Source organism: Microbulbifer sp. CnH-101-G, assembly GCF_052466775.1.
Genome location: NZ_CP174292.1, coordinates 2,821,634 through 2,842,564, shown reverse-complemented (window position 1 = coordinate 2,842,564; position 20,931 = coordinate 2,821,634). Strand labels below are relative to the sequence as shown.

Genomic DNA, 20,931 nt, shown 5'->3' with positions numbered 1-20,931 from the left:
GTATTTCACTTGATAGGAAAGTTGTTCCGTCGTTCCTCCTCTACTGAGGAGAAGAGCCCCCGCCAGGGAGATGAACGCTCCCAGCAGCGTAAAAGTGGCCAGAATCCCTCCAATAAGCCCCGTAAGGGCCAAAAAGCCGAGGCGAAATCTGGTCAAGGTGAGGGGAGCTCACGCCGGGGCAGCGGCAAAGGCCCCCATAGAGGGCGCCAGCGCACCCATACTCCCAAGTCGGAAGCAGCAACGCCCTGGTCTCTGGACGACTTCCAGATTCCAGAGCAAGAGGGCAAGGTCCGTTTCCATGATCTGGGTTTACCAGCGGAATTGATGCGCGGTATTCACGACCTGGGATTCCAGTATTGCTCACCGATCCAGGGGCGTTCTCTACCTCATACCCTGAATGGCCACGACCTGGTGGGTAAGGCCCAGACAGGCACTGGCAAGACTGCAGCCTTCCTGATAACCGTTATTGATGATCTGTTGCGCCACCCCTTTGATGGGGAGCGCTACGCCGGCGAGGCCCGCTCCTTGATTATCGCGCCTACCCGCGAGTTGGTGATGCAGATCGCCGATGATGCTAAGGCGCTGTGTAAATACACGGGTCTGGAGATTCATACCCTGGTTGGAGGGATGGATTACGAGAAGCAGCAGCGTAATCTCAATGAGCGTTTAGTGGATATTTTGGTGGCGACACCGGGTCGGCTGCTGGACTTTGTCGGCAACCGCGACTGCTTCCTGGATCAGGTAGAGGTGCTGGTGATTGATGAAGCTGACCGCATGCTGGATATGGGCTTCATTCCCCAGGTGCGCCGAATCGTTCGCCAGACACCCCGCAAGACCCATCGCCAGACCATGTTTTTCTCTGCCACCTTCACCCCCGAAGTCGATGACCTGGTGGAGCAGTGGACCGAAGAGCCGGTAGTGGTAGAAATCGAACCGGAGCGGGTTGCCACCGATTCCGTCGAGCAGCATGTCTATTTGGCCGCTAGTGAGGAGAAGTACGCACTTCTCTACAATATCTTGCAGCGGGATGAGGTGGACAGCCTGATTGTCTTCGCCAACCGCCGGGATCAGTGTCGCCGCTTGCATGAACACCTGCTCGCCCACGGTATTTCCGCCGGCCTACTCTCCGGCGAAGTGGCACAGAACAAGCGCGTGCGTACTCTCGATGACTTCAAGTCGGGTAAAACCAAGGTGTTGGTAGCCACGGATGTGGCCGGCCGTGGTATCCATATCGACGGTATTAGTCATGTCGTGAACTTCACCCTTCCGGAAGAGCCGGAGGACTACGTGCATCGTATCGGCCGTACAGGGCGAGCCGGTAAGACGGGTACTTCCATCAGCTTCGCCTGTGAAGATGATGCCATGCGATTGGAGCCAATCGAACAGCTACTAGGGCAGAAGCTCAAATGCGAAGTGCCACCGGAAGAGCTACTACAAGAGCCACCGAGAGTTGAGGTGCGCCGCAGTGGTGGCGACAGGGATCATCGTGGAGGGCACGGTAATCGCCGCGGTGGTGGCCGAGGGCGCTCTCGCTACTGATCTCAATTATGCCAATAGGTCATTATGGTCTATTGGCACCCTCAGGTATTTGGGTACTTTATTAACCTAAATCGTGGTCAATGTACCAATTTTTGTCTCTTTTTCTCTCTCCCTTCTCCCCCTCTCTTACTTTGAACTACACTTGAAAAGATTTTTTCTGTTGTTGGGACCACCATTCCGTAGGCTGTCAGGTTTTTTTGAAACTTGAATTAATTGGCCTTGAGTTCGGATGTTTTTACCTATGTAAAATCAAAAAGACTCGAATGCGAACTCTCTTCCTTCACATCGGTTTCCATAAAACTGGCTCTAGTGCACTACAGCTTGCTTTAAAACAATCCACAAAGTTATTAAGTTCGAGAGGGATAGAGTTCCTATCTCTTGGAAAAAAAGGCAGTTCCTCCCGCACAGTAGATATCCAGAAAAAAAATGGCCGAATGTTTTATCGTATAAATCGGCGATTAGGTAATTTACTGGCAAAAAGTCGTGGAGAGAACGTCATTGTATCTGCAGAGCATTTGTGTTTTATTCACACGCTTGACGACATTGAGAGTATCTACAGAGATTGCCGAAAATTTTTCGACAGATGTCAAATTATTGTTTATTTGCGTAGACAGGATTTGCAGGCACTTTCATTTAAAAGGCAGGCTGCACGTGCTGCGGCACCGAATATTAGTCCCTCTAGCCAGTTGTTTGGCCATTGCGAAGGTGCATTTCCGCATGTCAATGCCGATCTAATGACATATTTCGATTATTTTTCCAAGTTGAAGATATGGGCTACGGTTTTCGGTGAGGGTGCGTTGAATGTACGTGAGTTTTCTGTTGAATTTTTACAGGATGGTGATGTTGTAAATGATTTTTGCTCATTGCTTGGGGTGTATGTGAATATTCCCTCTGTTCGTATCAATGAGGGAGTTGGCCGTAAAGAATTCCTGCTAACTAACAAGTTATTGGAGCTTGGCGTTACTGAGTCTGAGGTTAAAAAACTTAAACCAATGATGAGGAAGGGAATCTCTGAGTTGACCCCATCAAAAGCTGAGGCTGAAGGCTTCTTCAGTTTTTTTGAGTATTGCAATAAGCCGCTGAATGATCACTTCCTAAAGAATGCTTCTGGTTTGGCATTTGATAATGACTTCTCTGGTTATCCTGAAGAGGGAAATGATTCCTTAACCATACAGGATTTGTCAGATTGGCTGCCACAAATATTGGCTAGCGGTATAAAGCATCCTCAACAGGTGAGGGATTCCTTGTTGAGAGAGCGGCTACAAAACTTGTTGATGAAAAACATTGAAAATCCGCAGTTGTTTCGTGAGCTGGAGGGTGCTGTAAAATGTTTGTCGCCAAGTGTAAATCCTGAGCGGATTGATACTCCCTGGCTTGGGCTCCTCCGGGGCTAAAGCCCTTAGCCTCAATAGACTTTACCAAACACTTCCCTGTGCTGGGTCTGATTGGCGGTTTTATTGATTACTTAATTGCTTGTAGTGGCTAATGACTTGTTGGGCAATGATTTCCCAAGTGAAGTTCTCTTTCACCATTTTTAGTCCAGAAACTCCCATCTGTTTACTCAGCTCTCTATTGTTTAGAAGTTGTCTAATAGCTCTTTGAAGGTCATCTACTGATCCCGGTTTAGTTAAGATTCCATTGACGCTGTCTTTTACGATATATGGAATTCCACCTATATCGGAAGCAATAATGGGTAATCCACTCGCCATGGCTTCTAGCCCGGATATACTTGTGGCTTCCATTAGGGAGGGGAGTGATGAGGCATCCGCTGCTCTATAGATATCAGGCATCTTCGAATTATGAATATTGCCAAGGAGATGGGCGTTGCCTGATTTGACTTGGTTTCTGAGTAGGTGTTTTATATCCTGAGTCTCACTGCCATCACCAGCAATTATTAGGTGTAATTGCGGGTCGTTAATAGCTGCAACTGCCTCTGCAAGAAAGCGGACGCCTTTTACTGGTTCCAGCCGGCAACCGATGGCAATAACAAAGGCTTCTGTTGGGATTGATAGGGATTCTCTTATCGTTGAATCCCCGGGGTAGAAAATATTGGTATCTACCCCGTTACAGATAAAGCTAACTGGATTTTGATAACCTGTTTCCCTAGTTTTTTCCGCTAAAATTTCGCTTGCGGCAAGCGTAGCTGAAGCAATGTTAAGTTGGCTCAGCATCTTTCTTAAAGCTTTCTTCCCTTTTTCTGCGCGTTTAATAAATGATGATGTGTGATTAGTAAATATGACTGGGATCTTCAACCCCTTGCAAGCATTCAATGGGCGCATGCCATGAATATGAACGATATCGATTTGACGCTCACGGACCTGTTTGCGAATTTGTTTACGCAACAGCCAGTCGTAGAGCAGATGGCTGTCTGGTAATTGCAATCGTTCAACGGTAACACCATCGTAGAAGTCAGTCGTTGGAGTGCTTTTAGTAGGTTTTCTAGTTAGTACGTGCACAGAGTGACCAAGCTTAACGAGTGCTCTGGAAAGCTCAAATACATGAGTCTGAACCCCGCCAATAGAAGGAGGGAATTCATTGCTAATCATTAATATATTCATTAACACTTATAATTTTTTTGTGGCCGGCTGGCCATTAAGTAGCTATTTTAGGTTGCACTGAGCGGAGGAGTAGAGTTCCGCCGCCCTTAGGGGGTAAGTGCATATATTTAGGGGTATATGGCTGGGAATAATTCCAGGCTCAATTGGGCAATGTTGCAGTATGGGTTTCTGTCCCAGGATCTCCCTCCCTGCGCAGCCGCTCTACCCAGAGTGCGGTACCCCCAGCTACTGCAGCGGGCATCACAAATATATTTAAAATCGGTACCATCTTGGCCAGCATCACGGTTCCGCCAAAGGTGAGCGAGGTTAGTTTGCGTCGGCGTAGTACGCTTTTTAATTCACCAAAAGGGCGCTGGTGATTATCGAGAGGGTAGTCAACATATTGTATTGCCATACACCAGGCACCCCATACTGCAGCCAAGACGGCAGGGATAATTATGGTCCAGCTGGTTACTGTGGATATCAGAAAAATGATCACTCCCCAGAAAATAAAGTAACCCAGTTTGCGCATTTCCCGTCCCAGTGTGCGCCATACCATCTGTATCATTGGTTCAGCAGGAGGTGCTTTGCCGGTGAGAAGTTCTTCGACTTTCTCGGCTAGGAGGCCATTAAAAGGGGCCGCAATAATATTGGTGATTATTCCAAACAAATAGCCATAGGCGAGGAAAAATAAAAACAGTACCAGAATGGCAATAATCCAGGCGAGCCAGCGAAAAATGCTGGCGGTCCAGGCGGCGCCTTTAGCCATGACGGCTTCCCACCAGGACATATTGGTGGTATCTACTGGGGTGTGTGATAGGAGGCTGCTGATATAGTCACTGAGGCCGCCAAGCTGAGTAATCATGATGCCGCTGATTACAATAAACAGCACCAGGTTAATCAGCAGGGGGACAAGGATAAATGGGCGCAGCTCGCGCCGGATTAACAAGCGGGCGCCGCGCACCAGCGCGTCAATACCGTGGACTGGATTTGAAGTCATAAAATTACCTCTCGCGGGAGCGCGGCAGTTAATCAGTCTTTAGCGCCGGCGGCTTTTAGGATTTCTATATATTCGTTACTCTGGCGGTGCTCGCTTATGCGGGTTAACAGGGTATTGCCATCGGGTCCCGTGCTGTTGAGGTCGTGGCCCTCGGCGAGAAACAGTTTTACAAAAGTGGCAAAACTTTCCGCTTTCATACTGCGGTAGGCGCGCTCAAGTAAATGAAAATCCCGGTTGGTATTTTCGGGTGCTTCCCCCACCAGGAAGCCGGCAATTCGCTCCTCGTCAAACACTTCGCCGAGGACTTTTTGTTTGTCTTTTTTCAGGCTCAAAATCAATTCCTTACTTCTGTGAGAATAGCCAGGCGCGGACCTGGCTTTGTGTTTAAAAGGCTTAAAGTAAAGCGTCGAGCTTTTCCTTGAGGATCTTATTGATCATCTGTGGATTTGCTTGGCCCTTAGAGGCTTTCATGATTTGACCGACAAAATAGCCCATCATTTTGGGACGCTTGGATTCGTCGGCTTTGCGGTAGTTATCTACTTGGGCGCCGCTTGCGGCGATAACCGCCTCTACCATCTGTTCAATGGCACCGGTATCGGATACCTGCTTAAGGCCGCGCTTCTCGATAACTTCATCTGCGCTGCCCTCGCCCTCTGCCATAGCTTCAAAAACCTGTTTGGCAATCTTGCTGGAGATGGTGTTGTCTTTGACTCGTACGATTAACCCGGCAAGTTGCTGGGCGCTAACCGGGGACTCCTGTATAGAGATTTCCTGGCGGTTCAGCAGTGCGGCTAACTCACCGGTAACCCAGTTAGCGGCCAGTTTTGGTTCCCCGCAGGATTTGCAAACCTCTTCAAAGTAGTCCGCAATGATGCGCTCCTGGGTCAACTGATCGGCGTCGTAAGCAGATAAGCTGTACTCTGATTGGAAGCGCTCGGCTTTGGCATCGGGCAGTTCTGGTAACAGTTCGCGTAGTTGCTCTATGTAAGTATCGGTGATCACTACCGGCAATAGATCGGGGCAGGGGAAATAGCGATAGTCATTGGCAACTTCTTTACTGCGCATGGAGCGGGTTTCATTTTTATCCGCATCATACAATCGGGTTTCCTGCACTATGCTGCCGCCGTCTTCGAGAATGTCGATTTGGCGCTCGGCTTCGACTTTGATAGCACGTTCAACAAAGCGGAAGGAGTTGATGTTTTTTAACTCGGTGCGTGTGCCCAGTTTTTCCTCACCTTTTAATCGCACAGAAACGTTGGCATCACAGCGTAGGGAGCCTTGGGACATATCTCCATCGGAGATGCCCAGATAGGTGACGATACTATGGATTTTTTTCAAATAGGCGACCGCTTCGGCGGCGCTGCGCATATCGGGCTCTGAGACAATTTCTATCAGCGGTGTGCCCGCACGGTTCAGGTCGATTCCGGACATGCCGTGGAAATCTTCATGCAGAGACTTACCGGCATCTTCCTCCAGGTGGGCGTGGTGCAGACGTACTTTTTTACTGCTGCCGTCCTCCAGGTGAATCTCAACTTCGCCAGCCCCGACGATAGGTTGTTCCAGCTGGGTTGTCTGGTAGCCTTTGGGAAGGTCTGGATAAAAATAGTTTTTACGCTCAAAAACAGAGCGCTTGCCAATTTCCGCATTCATCGCTAAGCCAAACATTACCGCGTAGCGAAAGGCCTCTTCATTGGGTACAGGCAAGGTTCCAGGCATGGCCAAGTCCACGGCGCAGGCTTGGCTATTCGGTGCTGCACCGAAACGGGTGCTTGCGCCGGAAAAAAGTTTGGATTGGGTGGATAACTGTACGTGAATCTCCAGCCCGATAACGATTTCCCATTCCACGATAGATCTCCTTATACGGCGCTGGCTTGGTGCCAGTCGGTTACCTGTTGGTATTGATGCGCAACATTGAGCATGCGAGATTCACCCAGGTAGTTACCGGTAATCTGAAGCCCCACGGGTAAATTGTTTACCAATCCACAGGGGATAGACATACCTGGTAAGCCCGCCAGATTGGTGGCGATGGTATAGATATCCTCCAGGTACATGGCCACCGGATCGGCGCCTTTGGCACCCAGCTCGAAAGCGGGGGAGGGTGTGGTGGGCCCCATAATGACATCGACTTTTTCAAAGGCCTTTACAAAATCCTGTTTTATCAGGCGGCGTACCTGCTGGGCCTTGTTGTAATAGGCATCGTAATAGCCAGCTGACAATGCATAAGTGCCAACCAAAATACGGCGCTGGACTTCTTCGCCAAAGCCCTCCCCACGGGAGCGCATATATAAATCGCGCAAATCTTTGGGGTTTTCACAACGGTGCCCATAGCGCACCCCGTCGAAGCGGGACAGGTTGGCGGAGGCTTCGGCTGGGGCGATGACATAGTAAGCTGGAATAGCCAACTCAGTATGTGGCAGGCTGATATCCACCAGCTCAGCCCCGAGTTTTTCAAATTCCTTAAGAGCATCTTGTACGCGGGTGGCTGTTTCAGAGTTCAAGCCTTCCCCAAAGTATTCTCTGGGTACACCGATTTTGAGACCGGCGATGGACTTGTTCAGTCCCGCGGTGAAGTCTTCTTGCGAGCGATTCAGACTGGTGGAATCTTTTGGGTCGTGGCCTGCCATGGCGGATAGCAGAAAAGCTGCATCTTCCGCATTGCGTGCAATAGGGCCGGCCTGGTCCAGGCTGGAAGCGTAGGCGACGATACCCCAGCGGGATGTACGGCCGTAAGTGGGTTTTAGGCCGGTGGTGTTGGTCAAAGCGGCGGGTTGTCGAATGGAGCCACCAGTGTCAGTGCCGGTGGCGCCGGGTACCAGTAGCGCTGCAACCGCTGCTGCGGAACCACCGGACGAGCCGCCGGGTACACAACGGGTATTCCAAGGGTTTTTCACCGGGCCATAAAAGCTGCTTTCGTTGGAAGAGCCCATGGCGAACTCGTCCATATTGGTTTTGCCCAGGGTTACGGTGCCGGCGGCATTGAGGTTCTCCACTATAGTGGCATCGTACGGCGGAATAAAATTATCCAGCATCCTTGAGGCGCAACTGGTGCGTACGCCGTTGGTGCAGATGATGTCTTTATGGGCAATGGGGACCCCACACAACGCGGGTGCTCCGCCTTTAGCCAAGCGTTGATCGGCGGTTTCGGCCTGGGATAGGGCGAGTTCTTCGGTTACGGTAATAAAGCTGTTGTAGTTGCTGTCTAGCTGTTGGATTCGTGCGAGTAGATGGCGAGTTAGCTCCACACTGGAGAATGCCTTACTCTGCAGGCCGCGGATCATCTCGGCAATAGTAAGCTGGTGCATGTTATTCCCTTAAAAGGCTCTGGGCGGGCTCAGGGCGAAATCGAATAGGCGAAATCGAATAATTAGGTGCTTGCTTGGGGCCCTGTTCAGTCGATGACTTTGGGGACTAGATAAAGTCCTTCTTCAGACTGCGGGGCCAAGTTCAGGAAACTCTGGCGCTGGTCAGTTTCTGTTACCGCGTCGGTGCGCAGGGTCTGCACTTCATCAAGCGGGTGCGCCATGGGGGCGACGCCGTCAGTGTTGACGGCCTGCAACTGGTCCACCAGCTGCAGGATATCCCCAAGGCGGCCGCTGACTTCTTCGATAGTTTCTTCGGATATGGCGATGCGGGCGAGTTCCGCCAGCTTCTCTACGGTTTGCGTATCCACAGCCATGGCAATAGAGCTCCTCCGGCTTCAGTTGCGAATCTGGGTTGCTCCGTATAAGGACGGGGCAGGGCCGGCAAATTTAGCACAATAGGCTGCTATTCTCACCGGCTCAGCTATAGGGGTAAATCTGCAATCGATTAGCGGGGCTTCAGCCTTGCTCTGAACCGGCGCCGTTGTTAGAGTTTGCCCAATCCTGCCGGGCGCCCAGAGACTCCGGCGTATTGCGTAAATTCCGATTCGAAATGCGGCTCGGAACTCAGAATTATTTGCGCGGACTAACTAGGATTTGTATCCATAAAATAAGCCGCGCCCGCAGTGCCCGACCTGGGGGCTGACAATTAGTACAAGGTAATCGAATTCCATGTTTAAACGTTTGCGGGGCATGTTCTCCAGTGACCTCTCCATCGACCTGGGAACCGCCAATACGCTGATTTACGTTCGCGATCGCGGCGTAGTTCTCGACGAGCCCTCTGTCGTCGCAATCCGTCACTACAATGGCCAGAAAATCGTTGAGGCAGTTGGAGTGGAAGCCAAGCGCATGCTCGGCCGTACCCCTGGCAATATCACTGCGATTCGCCCTTTGAAGGACGGTGTGATTGCCGATTTCCAGGTTACCGAGAAGATGTTGCAGCACTTTATCAAGAAAGTGCATGAGAACAGCTGGATGCGACCGAGCCCCCGCGTGCTGGTCTGCGTTCCCTGTCAGTCCACCGAAGTGGAGCGCCGTGCGATTCGCGAATCTGCCCTGGGTGCAGGCGCCCGCGAAGTATCCCTGATCGAAGAGCCGATGGCGGCGGCGATCGGTGCCGGCCTGAATGTGGAAGAGGCCAGCGGTTCTATGGTGGTGGGTATCGGTGGTGGTACGACAGAGATTGCCATTATCTCTCTTAACGGTGTGGTTTACTCGGATTCCGTGCGTATCGGTGGCGACCGCTTTGACGAAGCTATCGTCAACTATGTACGCCGCAATTACGGCAGCGTTATCGGTGATGCCACTGCTGAACGTATTAAAGAAGAAATTGGTTGCGCCTATGCGGGCAGTGAGGTTCGCGAGATCGATGTGCGCGGCCGCAATCTGGCAGAAGGGGTGCCCCGTAGTTTTACCCTGAATTCCGATGAAATTCTTGAGGCCTTACAGGAGCCGCTGACTGGTATTGTGCAAGCGGTGAAAAGTGCCCTGGAGCAATCTCCCCCCGAGCTGGCTTCGGATATTGCCGAGCGCGGCATGGTGTTGACCGGCGGCGGCGCCCTGCTGCGGGACCTGGATCGCTTGCTGATGGAGGAATCTGGCCTTCCGGTGATCGTTGCCGATGACCCCCTCACCTGTGTTGCCCGCGGTGGCGGCAAGGCCCTGGATATGCTGGATCGCAGCCGTTTGTATCTGATGTCCAACTGAGTCGATCGAAGCCGGCAAGTTATCCTAGTGAAAATTGGGGTAGTCCTGTCGGCAGTTAGTTTCACGTTTCAGGGACATCCGATATATTGTGAGACCAATAATCATTGACCTGTACAAAGGGGGCTGCTCTTGAAACCGCTTTTTACCCGCGGCCCCTCCCCTGAGTTCCGCCTCCTGTTATTAGTGCCCCTGGCAATCGCTCTGATCGTTGCCGACCACTACACCAATTGGTTCCAGTCCACCCGCGAGCGCCTTTCCGGTGTTACAGCCCCGCTTTACTGGATCACTGGTGCCCCGGAGCGCGTTGGGGACTGGGCTGGTGAGCAGTTTCGCTCCCGCGAAGAATTACTTGAAGAGAATGACCGTCTCAAGCGCCAAGTGCTGCTGCTGGAGCAGCGTAGCCAATTGTTAGCCGCGGTAAAAGCGGAAAATACGCGTTTGAAAGAGCTGATGAATTCGGCGGAAATGGTTGATGACCGGGTACTGGTGGCCCAGGTCATCGGTGTCTCACCGGACCCTCTCGAGCATGTGTTATTGATCGACAAAGGGCGCGATTACGGTATCGATGTAGGAACACCGGTGATGGACGCTAGTGGTCTGCTCGGGCAGGTGATTGAGGCTGGTGATACCTCCAGCCGGATTCTCCTGATTACCGATTCCAGCCACGCAATTCCCGTTCAGGTGCTGCGCAACAGTATGCGCGCTGTCGCCGAGGGCACCGGCGACCTCTATCGCCTCAAGCTCAGGCATCTTGCCAACACCAGCGATATCCGCGAGGGGGATCTGCTACTCAGTTCCGGTCTTGGCGGGCGTTTTCCGGCGGGCTACCCGGTGGGTGAAGTTATGTCGATCACTCGAGACCCGGGTCAACCATTTGCCGAGGCGGAAGTGCTTCCGCGCGGACGTATGAGTCGCAGCCGCTTTGTCCTGGCGGTCATCGGGGATGGGGGGTAGGGCCTTGCAGGCGAATAATCGCTGGTTTATCACGCTCACGCTCTTCCTCTCGATGCTGCTTGTGGTTATGCCTTTACCACAGCAGTGGCTGTGGTTTCGCCCGGCATTTCCGGCCCTGCTGGTTATTTTTTGGGTTACCCGTATGCCCCAGGCTTTGGGCGTCGGTTTTGCCTGGCTGGTGGGAATACTGGAAGACCTGATTAGTGGGGCCAGTCTCGGCACCCATGCGCTAGCTCTGGCGGTTTTGGCCTATTTCAGCCTGTTAACCTACCAGCGTACCAGGGCCTTCAATCCTGCCCAGCAGCTTTTATGGGTGTTTGTATTGGTGGGTATCCACCAGGTGGTGGGTAACTGGGTGCACGGTTTGGAGGGAAAAACCGTCCCCGGATTAACCTTCCTATGGCCCGCGCTCACCACGGCCCTGCTATGGCCTTGGGTGGCGCCGCTGTTGCACCGCCTCTGTGGTCGGTTGCAGGTCCGCTGAGCGCCTCTCCAGTCTGTAAATCAATGTAAAATTCTGATCATTTTTCGATCAATTTCGCTATAATCAGCCGCTGGCCCACAGGGAATATGTAGTACAGTGACGAATACGACCTCTTCAAACCGTCTTCTTCTCGCCTCGGGATCGCCGCGCCGGGCCGAATTATTGGCACAGATAGGCGTTGCATTTTCTCAGTGCCCCCCGTCTGTGCCTGAACAGAAACAAGCTTCAGAGACTCCTCAAGAATATATTCAGCGCCTGGCTCAAGATAAGTCTGCAGCCGGGTTATTGACGGCGTCTGAGCAGTCCGGGCTCTGGGCGCTGGGTGCCGATACGGTTGTACTTTGTGGTGATCGTCTGCTTGAGAAGCCACAAAATTTCACTGACTTTGAGTCCATGATGTTGGCCCTGTCTGGTAGGGAGCACTCTGTAATGAGCGCTATTTGCCTGCGTAATCAAGAGCGGCAGTTTAGCCGTCTGGTGGAAACCCGTGTGCGGTTTCGCCATTTGTCACACCAGACCATTCAAGCCTACTGGCATACAGGCGAGCCTACCGATAAAGCCGGCGGATACGGTATTCAGGGCATGGGGGGCGCATTGGTGGAGTCTATCAGCGGCAGTTATAGCAATGTGGTTGGCCTGCCCCTGGAGGCACTGGTTCCGATGTTGGAGCAGGCCGGAATTCCCTACTGGCAGGAGGCCGAGTCTTGAGCGAAGAATTACTAATCAACGTTGCGCCCACTGAGACCCGGGTGGCACTGGTAGAAAACGGTGTGCTGCAGGAGGTTTACCTGGAGCGCAGTGCGCGCCGGGGTATCGTCGGCAATATCTATAAGGGCAAAGTGATCCGGGTACTGCCGGGGATGCAGGCGGCCTTTGTGGATATTGGCCTGGAACGCGCCGGCTTTATTCACGCCTCCGATATCGCCCCCCTGGATGATGAGGGCATGGAGTCCAGGGATGCCGAAGTGGCAGATATTCGTGCTCTTGTGCGGGAGGGACAACCCTTGGTTGTACAGGTGGTCAAGGATCCTATTAGCAGTAAAGGGGCGAGATTAACCACCCATTTGTCGGTATCTGCACGCTATCTCGTTTATATGCCGCAAACCCGCCATATTGGGATCTCCAACCGTATTGAGGATGAAGGTGAGCGGGAGCGCCTGCGTCAGTTGGTGGAAGTCGCCTCATCACGCCTCGCTGAGGACGGTCTTTCCGCTGACGGCGGCTTTATTTTGCGCACCGTGGCGGAGGGCGTCAGCGAGGAGGAATTACTGCGGGATATCCCCTTTCTCTACAAGCTTTGGGGGGAGTTGGAGCAGCGTATCAAAGAGCGGGCCGTGCCTTCCGTAATTTATGAGGATTTGCCACTGTTCATGCGTGCCCTGCGTGATCTTGCGCGCCCTTATACCGAGAAGATTCGTATAGACTCCCGCGAGGCGCACGGCCGCGCTGCAGAGTTTGCCGGTAAGTACGCACCTGAAATAGCCGGGCGACTTGAGCATTATCCCGGTGAGCGACCCTTGTTTGATCTCTATGGGGTTGAGGAGGAAATCCGCCGTGCCCTGCAGCACAAGGTGACACTGAAGTCAGGGGGCTACCTCATCGTCGAACAAACCGAGGCGATGAGTACCATCGATGTCAATACCGGCGCATTTGTGGGTCATCGCAACCTGGAAGAGACTATCTTCAAGACGAATTTGGAGGCGGCGACAGCAATCGCCCGCCAGCTGCGCCTGCGCAACCTGGGGGGAATTATCATTATCGACTTTATCGATATGAAGGACCCGGAACACCAACGCCAGGTATTGCGTACCTTGGAAAAAGCCCTGGAGCGGGATCACGCTAAGTCAAGTATTACCGGGGTCTCCGAGCTCGGTTTGGTGGAAATGACCCGCAAGCGTACACGGGAATCACTAGGCCAAATTCTGTGCGAGCCCTGCCCGGTGTGCGAGGGACGCGGGACTCTGAAGAGTGCAGAAACGGTTTGCTTCGAGATCTTCCGGGAAATTATTCGCGAGGCACGCGCCTACGACAGTGAAAAGATCATGGTTCTGGCTAGCCAAGTGGTGATCGACTTGCTGCTGGATGAAGAGTCGGCAAATGTCGCCGATCTGGAGGAATTTATCCGCAGGCCCATACAGTTTCAAGTAGAGCCTATCTACAACCAGGAGCAGTACGACATTGTTCTTGTATAAATCATTTTTCGTCTCCTCTCAGCTTTTCGGTGCTGGCTGTTGCGAAGCCTGCGGCCGCTCCATGAGTGAGTGGAGGTGATAATGATCCTGTTGCGCTGGCTCGCGCGAAAGTTCTGGTTGTTGTCGGTAAGCCTGGTGATTGCCCTGGCAATCCTTGTGCAAACTGGACGCCTGCTATCCCCTCAAGTGGAAGAATATCGCCCGCAGATCAGCCGCTGGCTCACCGGTCATTTGGGAGTGCCGGTGCAGATGGATCGGATCTCCCTGCGCTGGGAGGCACTGCAAGTGTCATTACAGCTCGATGGCTTGCGTCTGGGAGAGAAGGGCGAGTTACGTATGGGGCACGGATTGTTCCAGCTGGATCTGCTCGCCAGTCTTTGGAACCGGGAGCTGGTGTGGAAAGATCTGCAAATGCACGCTTTTGCGGCCGGCCTCAGTCGAAATGAACAGGGAGAGTGGCGCCTGGACGGCTTTCCTGATATCTCCTTGAAGCCCGACGGCAGAGTTGTGTCCAACCCCAAAGCGGCCGATCCGGCACGACTCTTCCAGCTCAGTCCCAAGGTTTGGATTAGCGATGCGGCAATCACCGTCAGGCTGCCTTATGAGCAGATCGCCGAGATCAATTTGCCGGAAATCTCTTTGGAAAACCGAGGGGATTTTCACCGCCTAACTGCCCGCGCATTTATTGCCCGTGAGGGTGAAGAGCCCACAAGCAATTCCGAGACTCTTCGTTTGGTAGTGGAGGGACGCGGTAATCCGCGTAATAAGAAAGATTTTTCACTGAGAGGCTATATGCAGCTCAACGAGCTGCTACTGGACCAGGATATTGTTTCTCTCCTTCACCAGCTGACCCCACTTCCCGATCGATTCCATTGGCAGGGGCGCAAGTGGGCGGATGGACGCCTATGGCTGCACAGTGATGCCAATAAAGGCTATCGCCTGCTTGGGCGAGTAGGCCTCGCCCGGGTGGAAAACCTGGATGAAACACCGGTGGAGCTGGAGAAAGGCCAGCGAAACACTGGTGAGCTGAGGGAAGGTGGTGACCACATAATGGCTCCGCTGCGTGCGCTCTCTGGAGATATTTCCGGTCGTTGGCTGCCCGGTGAGCACTGGCGTCTGGCTCTGCAGAGTACCCAAGTAGATTGGCAGGGCCTGCAAATGCCGCCGCTAAACCTGCAGGTAAGTAGTAATCGGCAGGGGACTGCATTGTCGGCAGACGTGATCGACTTGGCGGGATGGAGCGATATTCTCAGGCGGCTGGACGTATTGCAGGGGGCTGCAGGTGATTGGTTAAAGTCACTGGAACCCGAGGGCCAGCTGCGCCGTGTACAACTGCGAAAAGAAGCTGATGGGACGGTTAGCTTGAGTGCTAATTTGCACAATATATCCACTCAGGCCTACCGCGGAGCTCCCTCGGTGGCTGGATTGAGTGGCTACCTGGAATTTGCCGGGGGCGACGGCCGGGTGGAGCTTGATGGCTCCAGCTTGCAAGCGGGTTTTCCAAATTTGTATTCCGAGACATTTTCTTTTGAGCGGGCCAGCGGCACCTTGGCTTGGAATCTGGACAAGGATGCGAATGAAATCAATGTCTTCTCTGGCCCCTTGCAGCTGGATGGTGAGGTGGGGGAAGTGCGCGGACAGTTTTTGCTGTCCCTGCCTTTTCGCCCACATACTCGTGCGGCGGATTTGGCCTTGTCCCTGTCGTTGCGTGATGCCAGCGTAGGAACCCAAGAGAAATTGGTTCCGACTACGGTTAGTGAAGACCTGCGCAGTTGGCTGAAAGATGGGTTAGGTGCCGAGAATCCTGGACGGGTTGAGACTGCCGCGTTTATCTATCGAGGTAGCAATTATCCAAAAGATGGCAAGGAGGAGTCTCTACGCGCTCTGGGGGCTCATACGCAGCGCCAAACGGTACAGCTGGCCGCAGAATTTTCCAACGCCAGCCTCAAGTATGCCGATGAATGGCCCAGGGTTCAGTCGGTGGATGGCCGCCTTTCGCTGGATGACGGAAACGTATCCGTCAGCGCCAATAAGGCGCGCATATGGGGTGTGGATGCCCATGAGGTTTTAGTTGAAGTAACCCCACAACCTGAGAAAGGGTCACGCCTGGATGTAACCGCACAGCTACAGGGGCCAGCTGAGGATGGATTGCGTCTATTGAAGGAATCTCCTCTGCGTAAGCAACTAGGCAGTGCATTTGATGAGTGGCAGTTGTCTGGGGATATTCGTGGACAACTGAGACTCTCCCAGCCCCTCGGCGGCGCGGCGATATCACCAAGTCAAAGAGTTGATTTGCAGCTTAATCGTGGTGATTTGCAGCTACAGAACCTGCGTTTACATGCCGAGGCTTTGGCTGGCGATGTGGTCTATGACAGCGATACTGGTCTCGAGGGAACTCAGCTGAAAGGCGAGCTCTGGGGCCGGCCCATTAAAGCGAGTATTCGTCATTTTGGTGAGGGCGATTCCCGGGATACTCAGGTGGTAGTGGATGGGAATGCCGCTACCCAGTCGATCTACCGCTGGAGTCAGCGCCCCGAGTTGAAATGGTTGGATGGTGCCATGGATTACCGGGCATTGGTGACCATTCCGGCAAGATCAAAAGAGGCCCCCTACGCTGCAGTTTTTGAGCTGACCTCGAATCTTGCCGGTGTCGCAGTCAATCTTCCTGAGCCCCTCGGTAAAGTCGCCGAGAGAAAAACAAACTTTGTGCTGCGCGCCCCCATTGGTGATCAGGGTAGTTTGTTCCATTTGAATTATGGTGAACACCTGCAAGGTCAGTTTTGGTTGGTGGATGGGGCTCTTGAGCGTGCAGCAATAGCACTCAATGCCGAGGCGAAACTGCCTGAAGAGAGGGGGCTAAGTATTCTCGGGGATATCTCCAGTGTTGATCTGCCCCGCTGGGAAAAACTGTTGAATGTATACCGCGATGATGTACCGGCAGGGGCTGAGTCCTCTAGCCAGTCTGGGCAAACGCTGTCACAGATTCCTACAGAGAAGACCGATAGCCAGAACAAAATAACTTCTTCTTCCCAAAGTGCGATGGCAACGGCCAAGGTATCCAGTCCTTTACCGGTAAGTCTTGATCTCAGCACCGATCGCCTGCAGTTGGGCACTGCGGAAATTGAGCATATACATGTCACTGGCCGAGGGGTGGGTGCCAAGTGGCAGTTGGATTTCGATAGCGAAATGGCGGCGGGGAGGCTCTCTGGAACGCTAGGGGGGAAAAAGCCTCTCCGCATGAAATTGGCGCATCTGCGTCTTCCCACTCCTGAAAAAAAACAGGCTGCTTCAGGGGAGGCTTCTTCTGAGCTGCCCCTTTCAGAAGAGTCGGTGGACCCCTGGGCGAACTTTAACTTCCAGAGCTTGCCATCGATTGATTTCAGTACGGAAAGTCTGCGCTTAGGCGAGGAAGAGCTTGGACGTTGGTCCCTTGAAGTGCGGCCATCTAAAGAGCGCTTGGTGTTGAGTGATATTCGTGGCAGTGTACACGGTTTCCAGTTACAGGGGCGTGGCGGTGGTGAAAAAGCCCTGGGAGCGCAGCTGATGTGGATGCGTGATGCTGAGGGTAACAATTCATCCCAATTTATCGGGCGTCTGGCAGCCGATGACCTGGCTGATATTCAGCGTCAAATGGGGCATGAGCCGCTGATTGAGAGTAAATCCGCTACCTTTGATACGGCATTGCGCTGGGATGGATCTCCGGCGATGGCCAGGGGCAGCTTGTTCTCGGGAGATTTGAAAATAGACATTCGCGATGGTCGCTTCCTTCGTTCAACCGGTACCGCAGGCTCAACCGTCCTAAGATTATTGTCGCTATTTAATTTCGACACCTGGGCGCGCCGCCTGCGCCTGGATTTCTCTGACCTTTACAAAAGTGGTATGGCTTTCGACCGGGTGCGCGGTGAGGTGGTTTTCGAAGGAGATGGGCAGCTGTTAATCGCAGTACCTATCCAGGTGGAAGGGCCAACCAGTGAGCTGCAGATGGCTGGGCGGGTGAATTTGGTACGTGAAGATTTGGATTTGACTCTAGTCGCTACCCTGCCGGTAAGTAATAACCTCGCTTTGGTTGCTGCACTGGCCGGAGGACTCCCGGCCGCGGCGGGCGTTTACCTCATCAGTAAAGCCTTTAAAAAGCAGGTGAAGAAAATGGCCAGCGTCAGTTATCGCATTAGTGGTGACTGGGCCGATCCACAGATGCGCTTTGAAAAACTCTTTGATGGAGATGGCGCTGAGCGTCAGGGGGCGGCCTCTGAGGCATCTGGAAAAGAGGCAAGACAAGAGCAGGGAGTGGCGGATTCCAGCCATACCCCATCTCCTCCGTTAGCTGACGGAGCCGGCTCTTAACCGCTTGTTGATGGAGCTAACAAGCCTGAGGGGAGGACTCCGAAAGCCTGTGAACGCAGCTTTCTAACCTTTTAAGGTAATACCTAATGAGGACAGGAGTTTGCAATATGGTGAAGACTTCGACGCTATCGCTTCTAGTGGTGTTAATCCTGGTTTTATCGGCCTGCTCCGAGGCCGATGATCAGAGAGTTCAAGATATGACAGTGGCAGAGGCTAAGACTCGTATCGCTGAGGGCAAAGGCCTGGAGCAGATTCCCAAGTCGGTGTGGAAACAATTACTCCCTGAGGATCGATATAAAGTTCTTTGGAAAGGGGATACTGAGCGGGCTTTTAGCGGCAAGTTGTTATACAACGAAAAAGAAGGAGTCTACATTACCGCAGGTTGTCGTCTGCCGGTATTCAGCTCCGAGCACAAATTTAAATCGGGCACAGGCTGGCCCAGTTTTTGGGATGTAGCCTACCCGCAAAATATCGTATTAAAAGACGATTTCAGCTGGGGGCTCAGGCGTACAGAAGTATTATCGAAGTGCGGTGAGCACCTGGGACATGTTTTTAAGGACGGTCCTCCTCCGACAAACTTGAGGTACTGCTTGAATTCTCTGGCCCTGGACTTTGAACCTGCGCAGGGGCCTGAACAGTAACCAACTGGGCTTGTAGCCAATTGGAGCGGTGGTTAAAAAGGATGGACTTTTTCTAGCAGCACTTATCGGTGACTAGATTGGTTTTAGTATTAGCCAATATTGCAATATAAAGATTTTTGGGCGGTGCTAGGCCGCCCGAGCGGTGCAAGAGTGATGCTGGGTTACTGTGAAGACTGAATAAAAAAGTCCCGCAAATAGCGGAACAGCTTGCGCTGATTGCTGGGGGGCTTGCTATTTTTGATCTCGCGCAGGGAATCACGCACCAGTTGACGTAGTTGTTGGTGGTCTACCTGGGGGTACTGATCAAAGAAAGCTTCCTGGGCACTGTTGCCCTCTTCAAGTAAGCGCCCGCGCCAGTCTTCTGCCATCTTGTCAAAGCGTAGGTGTTGCTGATCTCGCTCTTTGAATTTATTCAGTACGGCTTCAATGGCTTTGTGGTCAGCACTGCGCATCAGTTTACCGATATATTGCATTTGACGGCGGCGCGCTTCGTTAGACTTGATTCGTCCCAGGGTATCGATTGCCTCGCGCATATCCTCATCGATGGGCACTTCAGCGAGCTGGGTTTTGGATAGCTCGGTCAATTGCTTGCCCAGGGCCTGCAGCTCGTGCATTTCCTGCTTTACCTGCGTCTTACTCTTGGGCAGGTCTTCATCGTCGTATTCGTACATCTGGAGTTCCGTGTATAGGTTCCGGGCTGCCCCGGTTCTGTTTGAGCAGGCAGTGTATTGCCTCTCAGCCAAAATGCCAGGTGGCGAGGCCCAGGAAGGACATGAACCCCACCACATCGGTAACGGTTGTCAGTGCGACGCTACCGGCCAGTGCCGGATCGATTCGTATTGCCCGCAATACAACCGGTAAGATTGCCCCTGCCATCGCTGCTACGATCAAATTAATGACCATTGCGGCAACAATGATGACAGCAATGGTAATGTCGTCAAACCATAGCGCGGCGATCAGCCCCATCACCAGGGACCAAAGTAGGGCGTTTAGAGCTGCTGATCCGAGTTCCCGCGAGAGTAGCCAACTGAGGTTGCTCTTGCCAATCTGCCCCAGCGCCATACCCCTGATTACTACGGTGAGTGTTTGGCTGCCAGCCACCCCGCCCATACTCGCGACGATGGGCATTAAAACGGCGAGGGCAACGACTTTATCCAGCGTATTCTGAAACAGGCTGATGACCCAGGAAGCCAGTAGGGCAGTAAGTAGGTTGATACCGAGCCAAAGCGCGCGTCTACGGGCAGTTCGCCTAACCGGGGCAAAGGTATCCTCTTCTTCATCGAGGCCCGCCATGCTCATTAGGGAGTGATCGGCACCCTCGCGGATAACGTCGACGATATCGTCGATGGTGATACGGCCCAGTAGGCGGTTGTCCTCATCCACTACCGGTGCGGTGATCCAGTCATACTTTTCAAACAGCCGGGCGACTTCGGTATCGCGCATATCTGCGGGTATAGGCTCAACATCGGTATTGACCACCTCGCGAACTGTGACGGATGGGTCTGTAGTGAGAAGCTTGGAAAGCGGGAGTAGACCGATGTATTGGCCCTGGCGATTGACCACAAACAAACTGTCAGTGGACTCCGGCAGCTGTTCATGACGGCGCAGGTAACGCAGTACTACATCCAGGCTCAGGTTGGGCCGCACCGAAATGGTATCGGTGTCCATCAGGCCGCCAGCGGTGTTCTCATCGTAAGCGAGAACACTTTCCACCCGCAGGCGGTCTGTTTCGCTCATTGCCGAGAGGACTTCCGAGACGACACGCTCGGGGAGCTGCTGGAGGATATCGGCGATATCGTCCGCGTCCAGCCCCTCCATGATCTCCACCATCTCCTCAGTATCCATGGTGTCGAGGATCTGGCTGCGGACCTCATCGGTCAGCTCTTGCAGAACCTCACCCTCGACATCCCGGTCGATCAGATTCCACAGAACCTGGCGGATACGCGGAGGCGAGCTTTCCAACAGTTGCGCAATGCTCTGGGGCGTAAGGGTCTTGAGCATGCGCCGGACTTCCTGCCCGGTACCACTATCGAGAGCGGCGAACAACTCACTGAGCTGGTTTTGCGCGCGGAACTTGATTTCGGCTTGGGGTGGGCTGGACACGATAAATCCTTACTGCTCAGCGGTGGTTAGGGGGCAGAGGCCACAGAAAGTTTGTGGCGTTTTGATACCAT

At 53.1% G+C, this 20,931-nt stretch carries 17 protein-coding genes; 9 read left to right on the top strand and 8 right to left on the bottom strand.

Translation table 11 applies throughout. The features are described 5' to 3' along the window. Window positions 1–9 precede the first annotated feature (9 nt). A complete protein-coding gene (gene rhlB, locus ACJJID_RS12550) occupies window positions 10–1,539 on the top strand; it encodes an ATP-dependent RNA helicase RhlB (protein ID WP_444919776.1) in 1,530 nt (509 codons plus the stop codon). Window positions 1,540–1,736: 197 nt separating this feature from the next. Further along, window positions 1,737–2,933, top strand: a complete 1,197-nt coding sequence (locus tag ACJJID_RS12545; protein WP_444919775.1) for a hypothetical protein — start codon at window positions 1,737–1,739, stop codon at window positions 2,931–2,933. A gap of 60 nt (window positions 2,934–2,993) precedes the next feature. On the opposite strand, the gene ACJJID_RS12540 is transcribed toward ACJJID_RS12545, so the two are convergent. The 6 genes from ACJJID_RS12540 to gatC all read right to left on the bottom strand — a co-directional run bounded on the left by ACJJID_RS12540 (window position 2,994) and on the right by gatC (window position 8,752). Next, a complete protein-coding gene (locus ACJJID_RS12540) occupies window positions 2,994–4,085 on the bottom strand; it encodes a glycosyltransferase family 4 protein (RefSeq protein WP_444919774.1) in 1,092 nt (363 codons plus the stop codon). 151 nt (window positions 4,086–4,236) lie between these two features. Then, window positions 4,237–5,076 (bottom strand): sulfate transporter CysZ, encoded by an 840-nt coding sequence (gene cysZ / locus ACJJID_RS12535; protein ID WP_444919773.1) that lies wholly within the window; start codon window positions 5,074–5,076, stop codon window positions 4,237–4,239. Window positions 5,077–5,108: 32 nt separating this feature from the next. After that, window positions 5,109–5,408, bottom strand: a complete 300-nt coding sequence (locus tag ACJJID_RS12530; protein ID WP_444919772.1) for a PA4642 family protein — start codon at window positions 5,406–5,408, stop codon at window positions 5,109–5,111. Window positions 5,409–5,469: 61 nt separating this feature from the next. Beyond that, complete coding sequence (gatB, locus tag ACJJID_RS12525) at window positions 5,470–6,921, bottom strand: Asp-tRNA(Asn)/Glu-tRNA(Gln) amidotransferase subunit GatB (protein ID WP_444919771.1); 1,452 nt, start codon at window positions 6,919–6,921, stop codon at window positions 5,470–5,472. 11 nt (window positions 6,922–6,932) lie between these two features. Continuing rightward, window positions 6,933–8,378, bottom strand: a complete 1,446-nt coding sequence (gene gatA, locus ACJJID_RS12520) for an Asp-tRNA(Asn)/Glu-tRNA(Gln) amidotransferase subunit GatA (protein ID WP_444919770.1) — start codon at window positions 8,376–8,378, stop codon at window positions 6,933–6,935. An 86-nt stretch (window positions 8,379–8,464) separates the two neighbouring features. After that, window positions 8,465–8,752, bottom strand: a complete 288-nt coding sequence (gatC, locus tag ACJJID_RS12515; protein WP_444919769.1) for an Asp-tRNA(Asn)/Glu-tRNA(Gln) amidotransferase subunit GatC — start codon at window positions 8,750–8,752, stop codon at window positions 8,465–8,467. Window positions 8,753–9,107: 355 nt separating this feature from the next. On the opposite strand from gatC, the gene ACJJID_RS12510 reads away from it, so the two are divergent. The 7 genes from ACJJID_RS12510 to msrB all read left to right on the top strand — a co-directional run bounded on the left by ACJJID_RS12510 (window position 9,108) and on the right by msrB (window position 18,757). Beyond that, a complete protein-coding gene (locus tag ACJJID_RS12510) occupies window positions 9,108–10,142 on the top strand; it encodes a rod shape-determining protein (protein WP_444919768.1) in 1,035 nt (344 codons plus the stop codon). Between the two features lie 129 nt (window positions 10,143–10,271). Then, window positions 10,272–11,096, top strand: a complete 825-nt coding sequence (gene mreC / locus ACJJID_RS12505; protein WP_444919767.1) for a rod shape-determining protein MreC — start codon at window positions 10,272–10,274, stop codon at window positions 11,094–11,096. 4 nt (window positions 11,097–11,100) lie between these two features. Further along, window positions 11,101–11,580, top strand: coding sequence for a rod shape-determining protein MreD (gene mreD, locus ACJJID_RS12500; RefSeq protein WP_444919766.1), 480 nt, complete (start codon window positions 11,101–11,103; stop codon window positions 11,578–11,580). A gap of 96 nt (window positions 11,581–11,676) precedes the next feature. Further along, window positions 11,677–12,288 carry a Maf family protein gene (locus tag ACJJID_RS12495; protein ID WP_444919765.1) on the top strand — a complete coding sequence of 204 codons (612 nt, stop codon included), beginning with the start codon at window positions 11,677–11,679 and terminating at the stop codon, window positions 12,286–12,288. Then, complete coding sequence (rng, locus tag ACJJID_RS12490) at window positions 12,285–13,772, top strand: ribonuclease G (protein ID WP_152454577.1); 1,488 nt, start codon at window positions 12,285–12,287, stop codon at window positions 13,770–13,772. The genes ACJJID_RS12495 and rng overlap by 4 nt, the downstream gene beginning before the upstream one ends. Before the next feature lie 81 nt (window positions 13,773–13,853). Next, a complete protein-coding gene (locus ACJJID_RS12485; protein ID WP_444919764.1) occupies window positions 13,854–18,116 on the top strand; it encodes a YhdP family protein in 4,263 nt (1,420 codons plus the stop codon). A 107-nt stretch (window positions 18,117–18,223) separates the two neighbouring features. Beyond that, complete coding sequence (gene msrB, locus ACJJID_RS12480; protein ID WP_444919763.1) at window positions 18,224–18,757, top strand: peptide-methionine (R)-S-oxide reductase MsrB; 534 nt, start codon at window positions 18,224–18,226, stop codon at window positions 18,755–18,757. A 161-nt stretch (window positions 18,758–18,918) separates the two neighbouring features. Here msrB and yjgA read toward each other — a convergent pair whose 3' ends face one another. Continuing rightward, window positions 18,919–19,428 (bottom strand): ribosome biogenesis factor YjgA, encoded by a 510-nt coding sequence (yjgA, locus tag ACJJID_RS12475; RefSeq protein WP_444919762.1) that lies wholly within the window; start codon window positions 19,426–19,428, stop codon window positions 18,919–18,921. Between the two features lie 64 nt (window positions 19,429–19,492). Beyond that, window positions 19,493–20,860, bottom strand: a complete 1,368-nt coding sequence (gene mgtE, locus ACJJID_RS12470; protein WP_152454573.1) for a magnesium transporter — start codon at window positions 20,858–20,860, stop codon at window positions 19,493–19,495. Between the last annotated feature and the right edge of the window lie 71 nt (window positions 20,861–20,931).

Excerpts from the sequence above, each read along its gene's own strand:
- ACJJID_RS12540 (WP_444919774.1), bottom strand. The coding sequence starts at position 4,085 with ATGATTAGCAATGAATTCCCTCCTTCTATTGGCGGGGTTCAGACTCAT.
- cysZ (WP_444919773.1), bottom strand. The coding sequence starts at position 5,076 with ATGACTTCAAATCCAGTCCACGGTATTGACGCGCTGGTGCGCGGCGCC.
- gatA (WP_444919770.1), bottom strand. The coding sequence starts at position 8,378 with ATGCACCAGCTTACTATTGCCGAGATGATCCGCGGCCTGCAGAGTAAG.
- gatC (WP_444919769.1), bottom strand. The coding sequence starts at position 8,752 with ATGGCTGTGGATACGCAAACCGTAGAGAAGCTGGCGGAACTCGCCCGC.
- ACJJID_RS12510 (WP_444919768.1), top strand. The coding sequence starts at position 9,108 with ATGTTTAAACGTTTGCGGGGCATGTTCTCCAGTGACCTCTCCATCGAC.
- ACJJID_RS12485 (WP_444919764.1), top strand. The coding sequence starts at position 13,854 with ATGATCCTGTTGCGCTGGCTCGCGCGAAAGTTCTGGTTGTTGTCGGTA.
- msrB (WP_444919763.1), top strand. The coding sequence starts at position 18,224 with ATGGTGAAGACTTCGACGCTATCGCTTCTAGTGGTGTTAATCCTGGTT.
- yjgA (WP_444919762.1), bottom strand. The coding sequence starts at position 19,428 with ATGTACGAATACGACGATGAAGACCTGCCCAAGAGTAAGACGCAGGTA.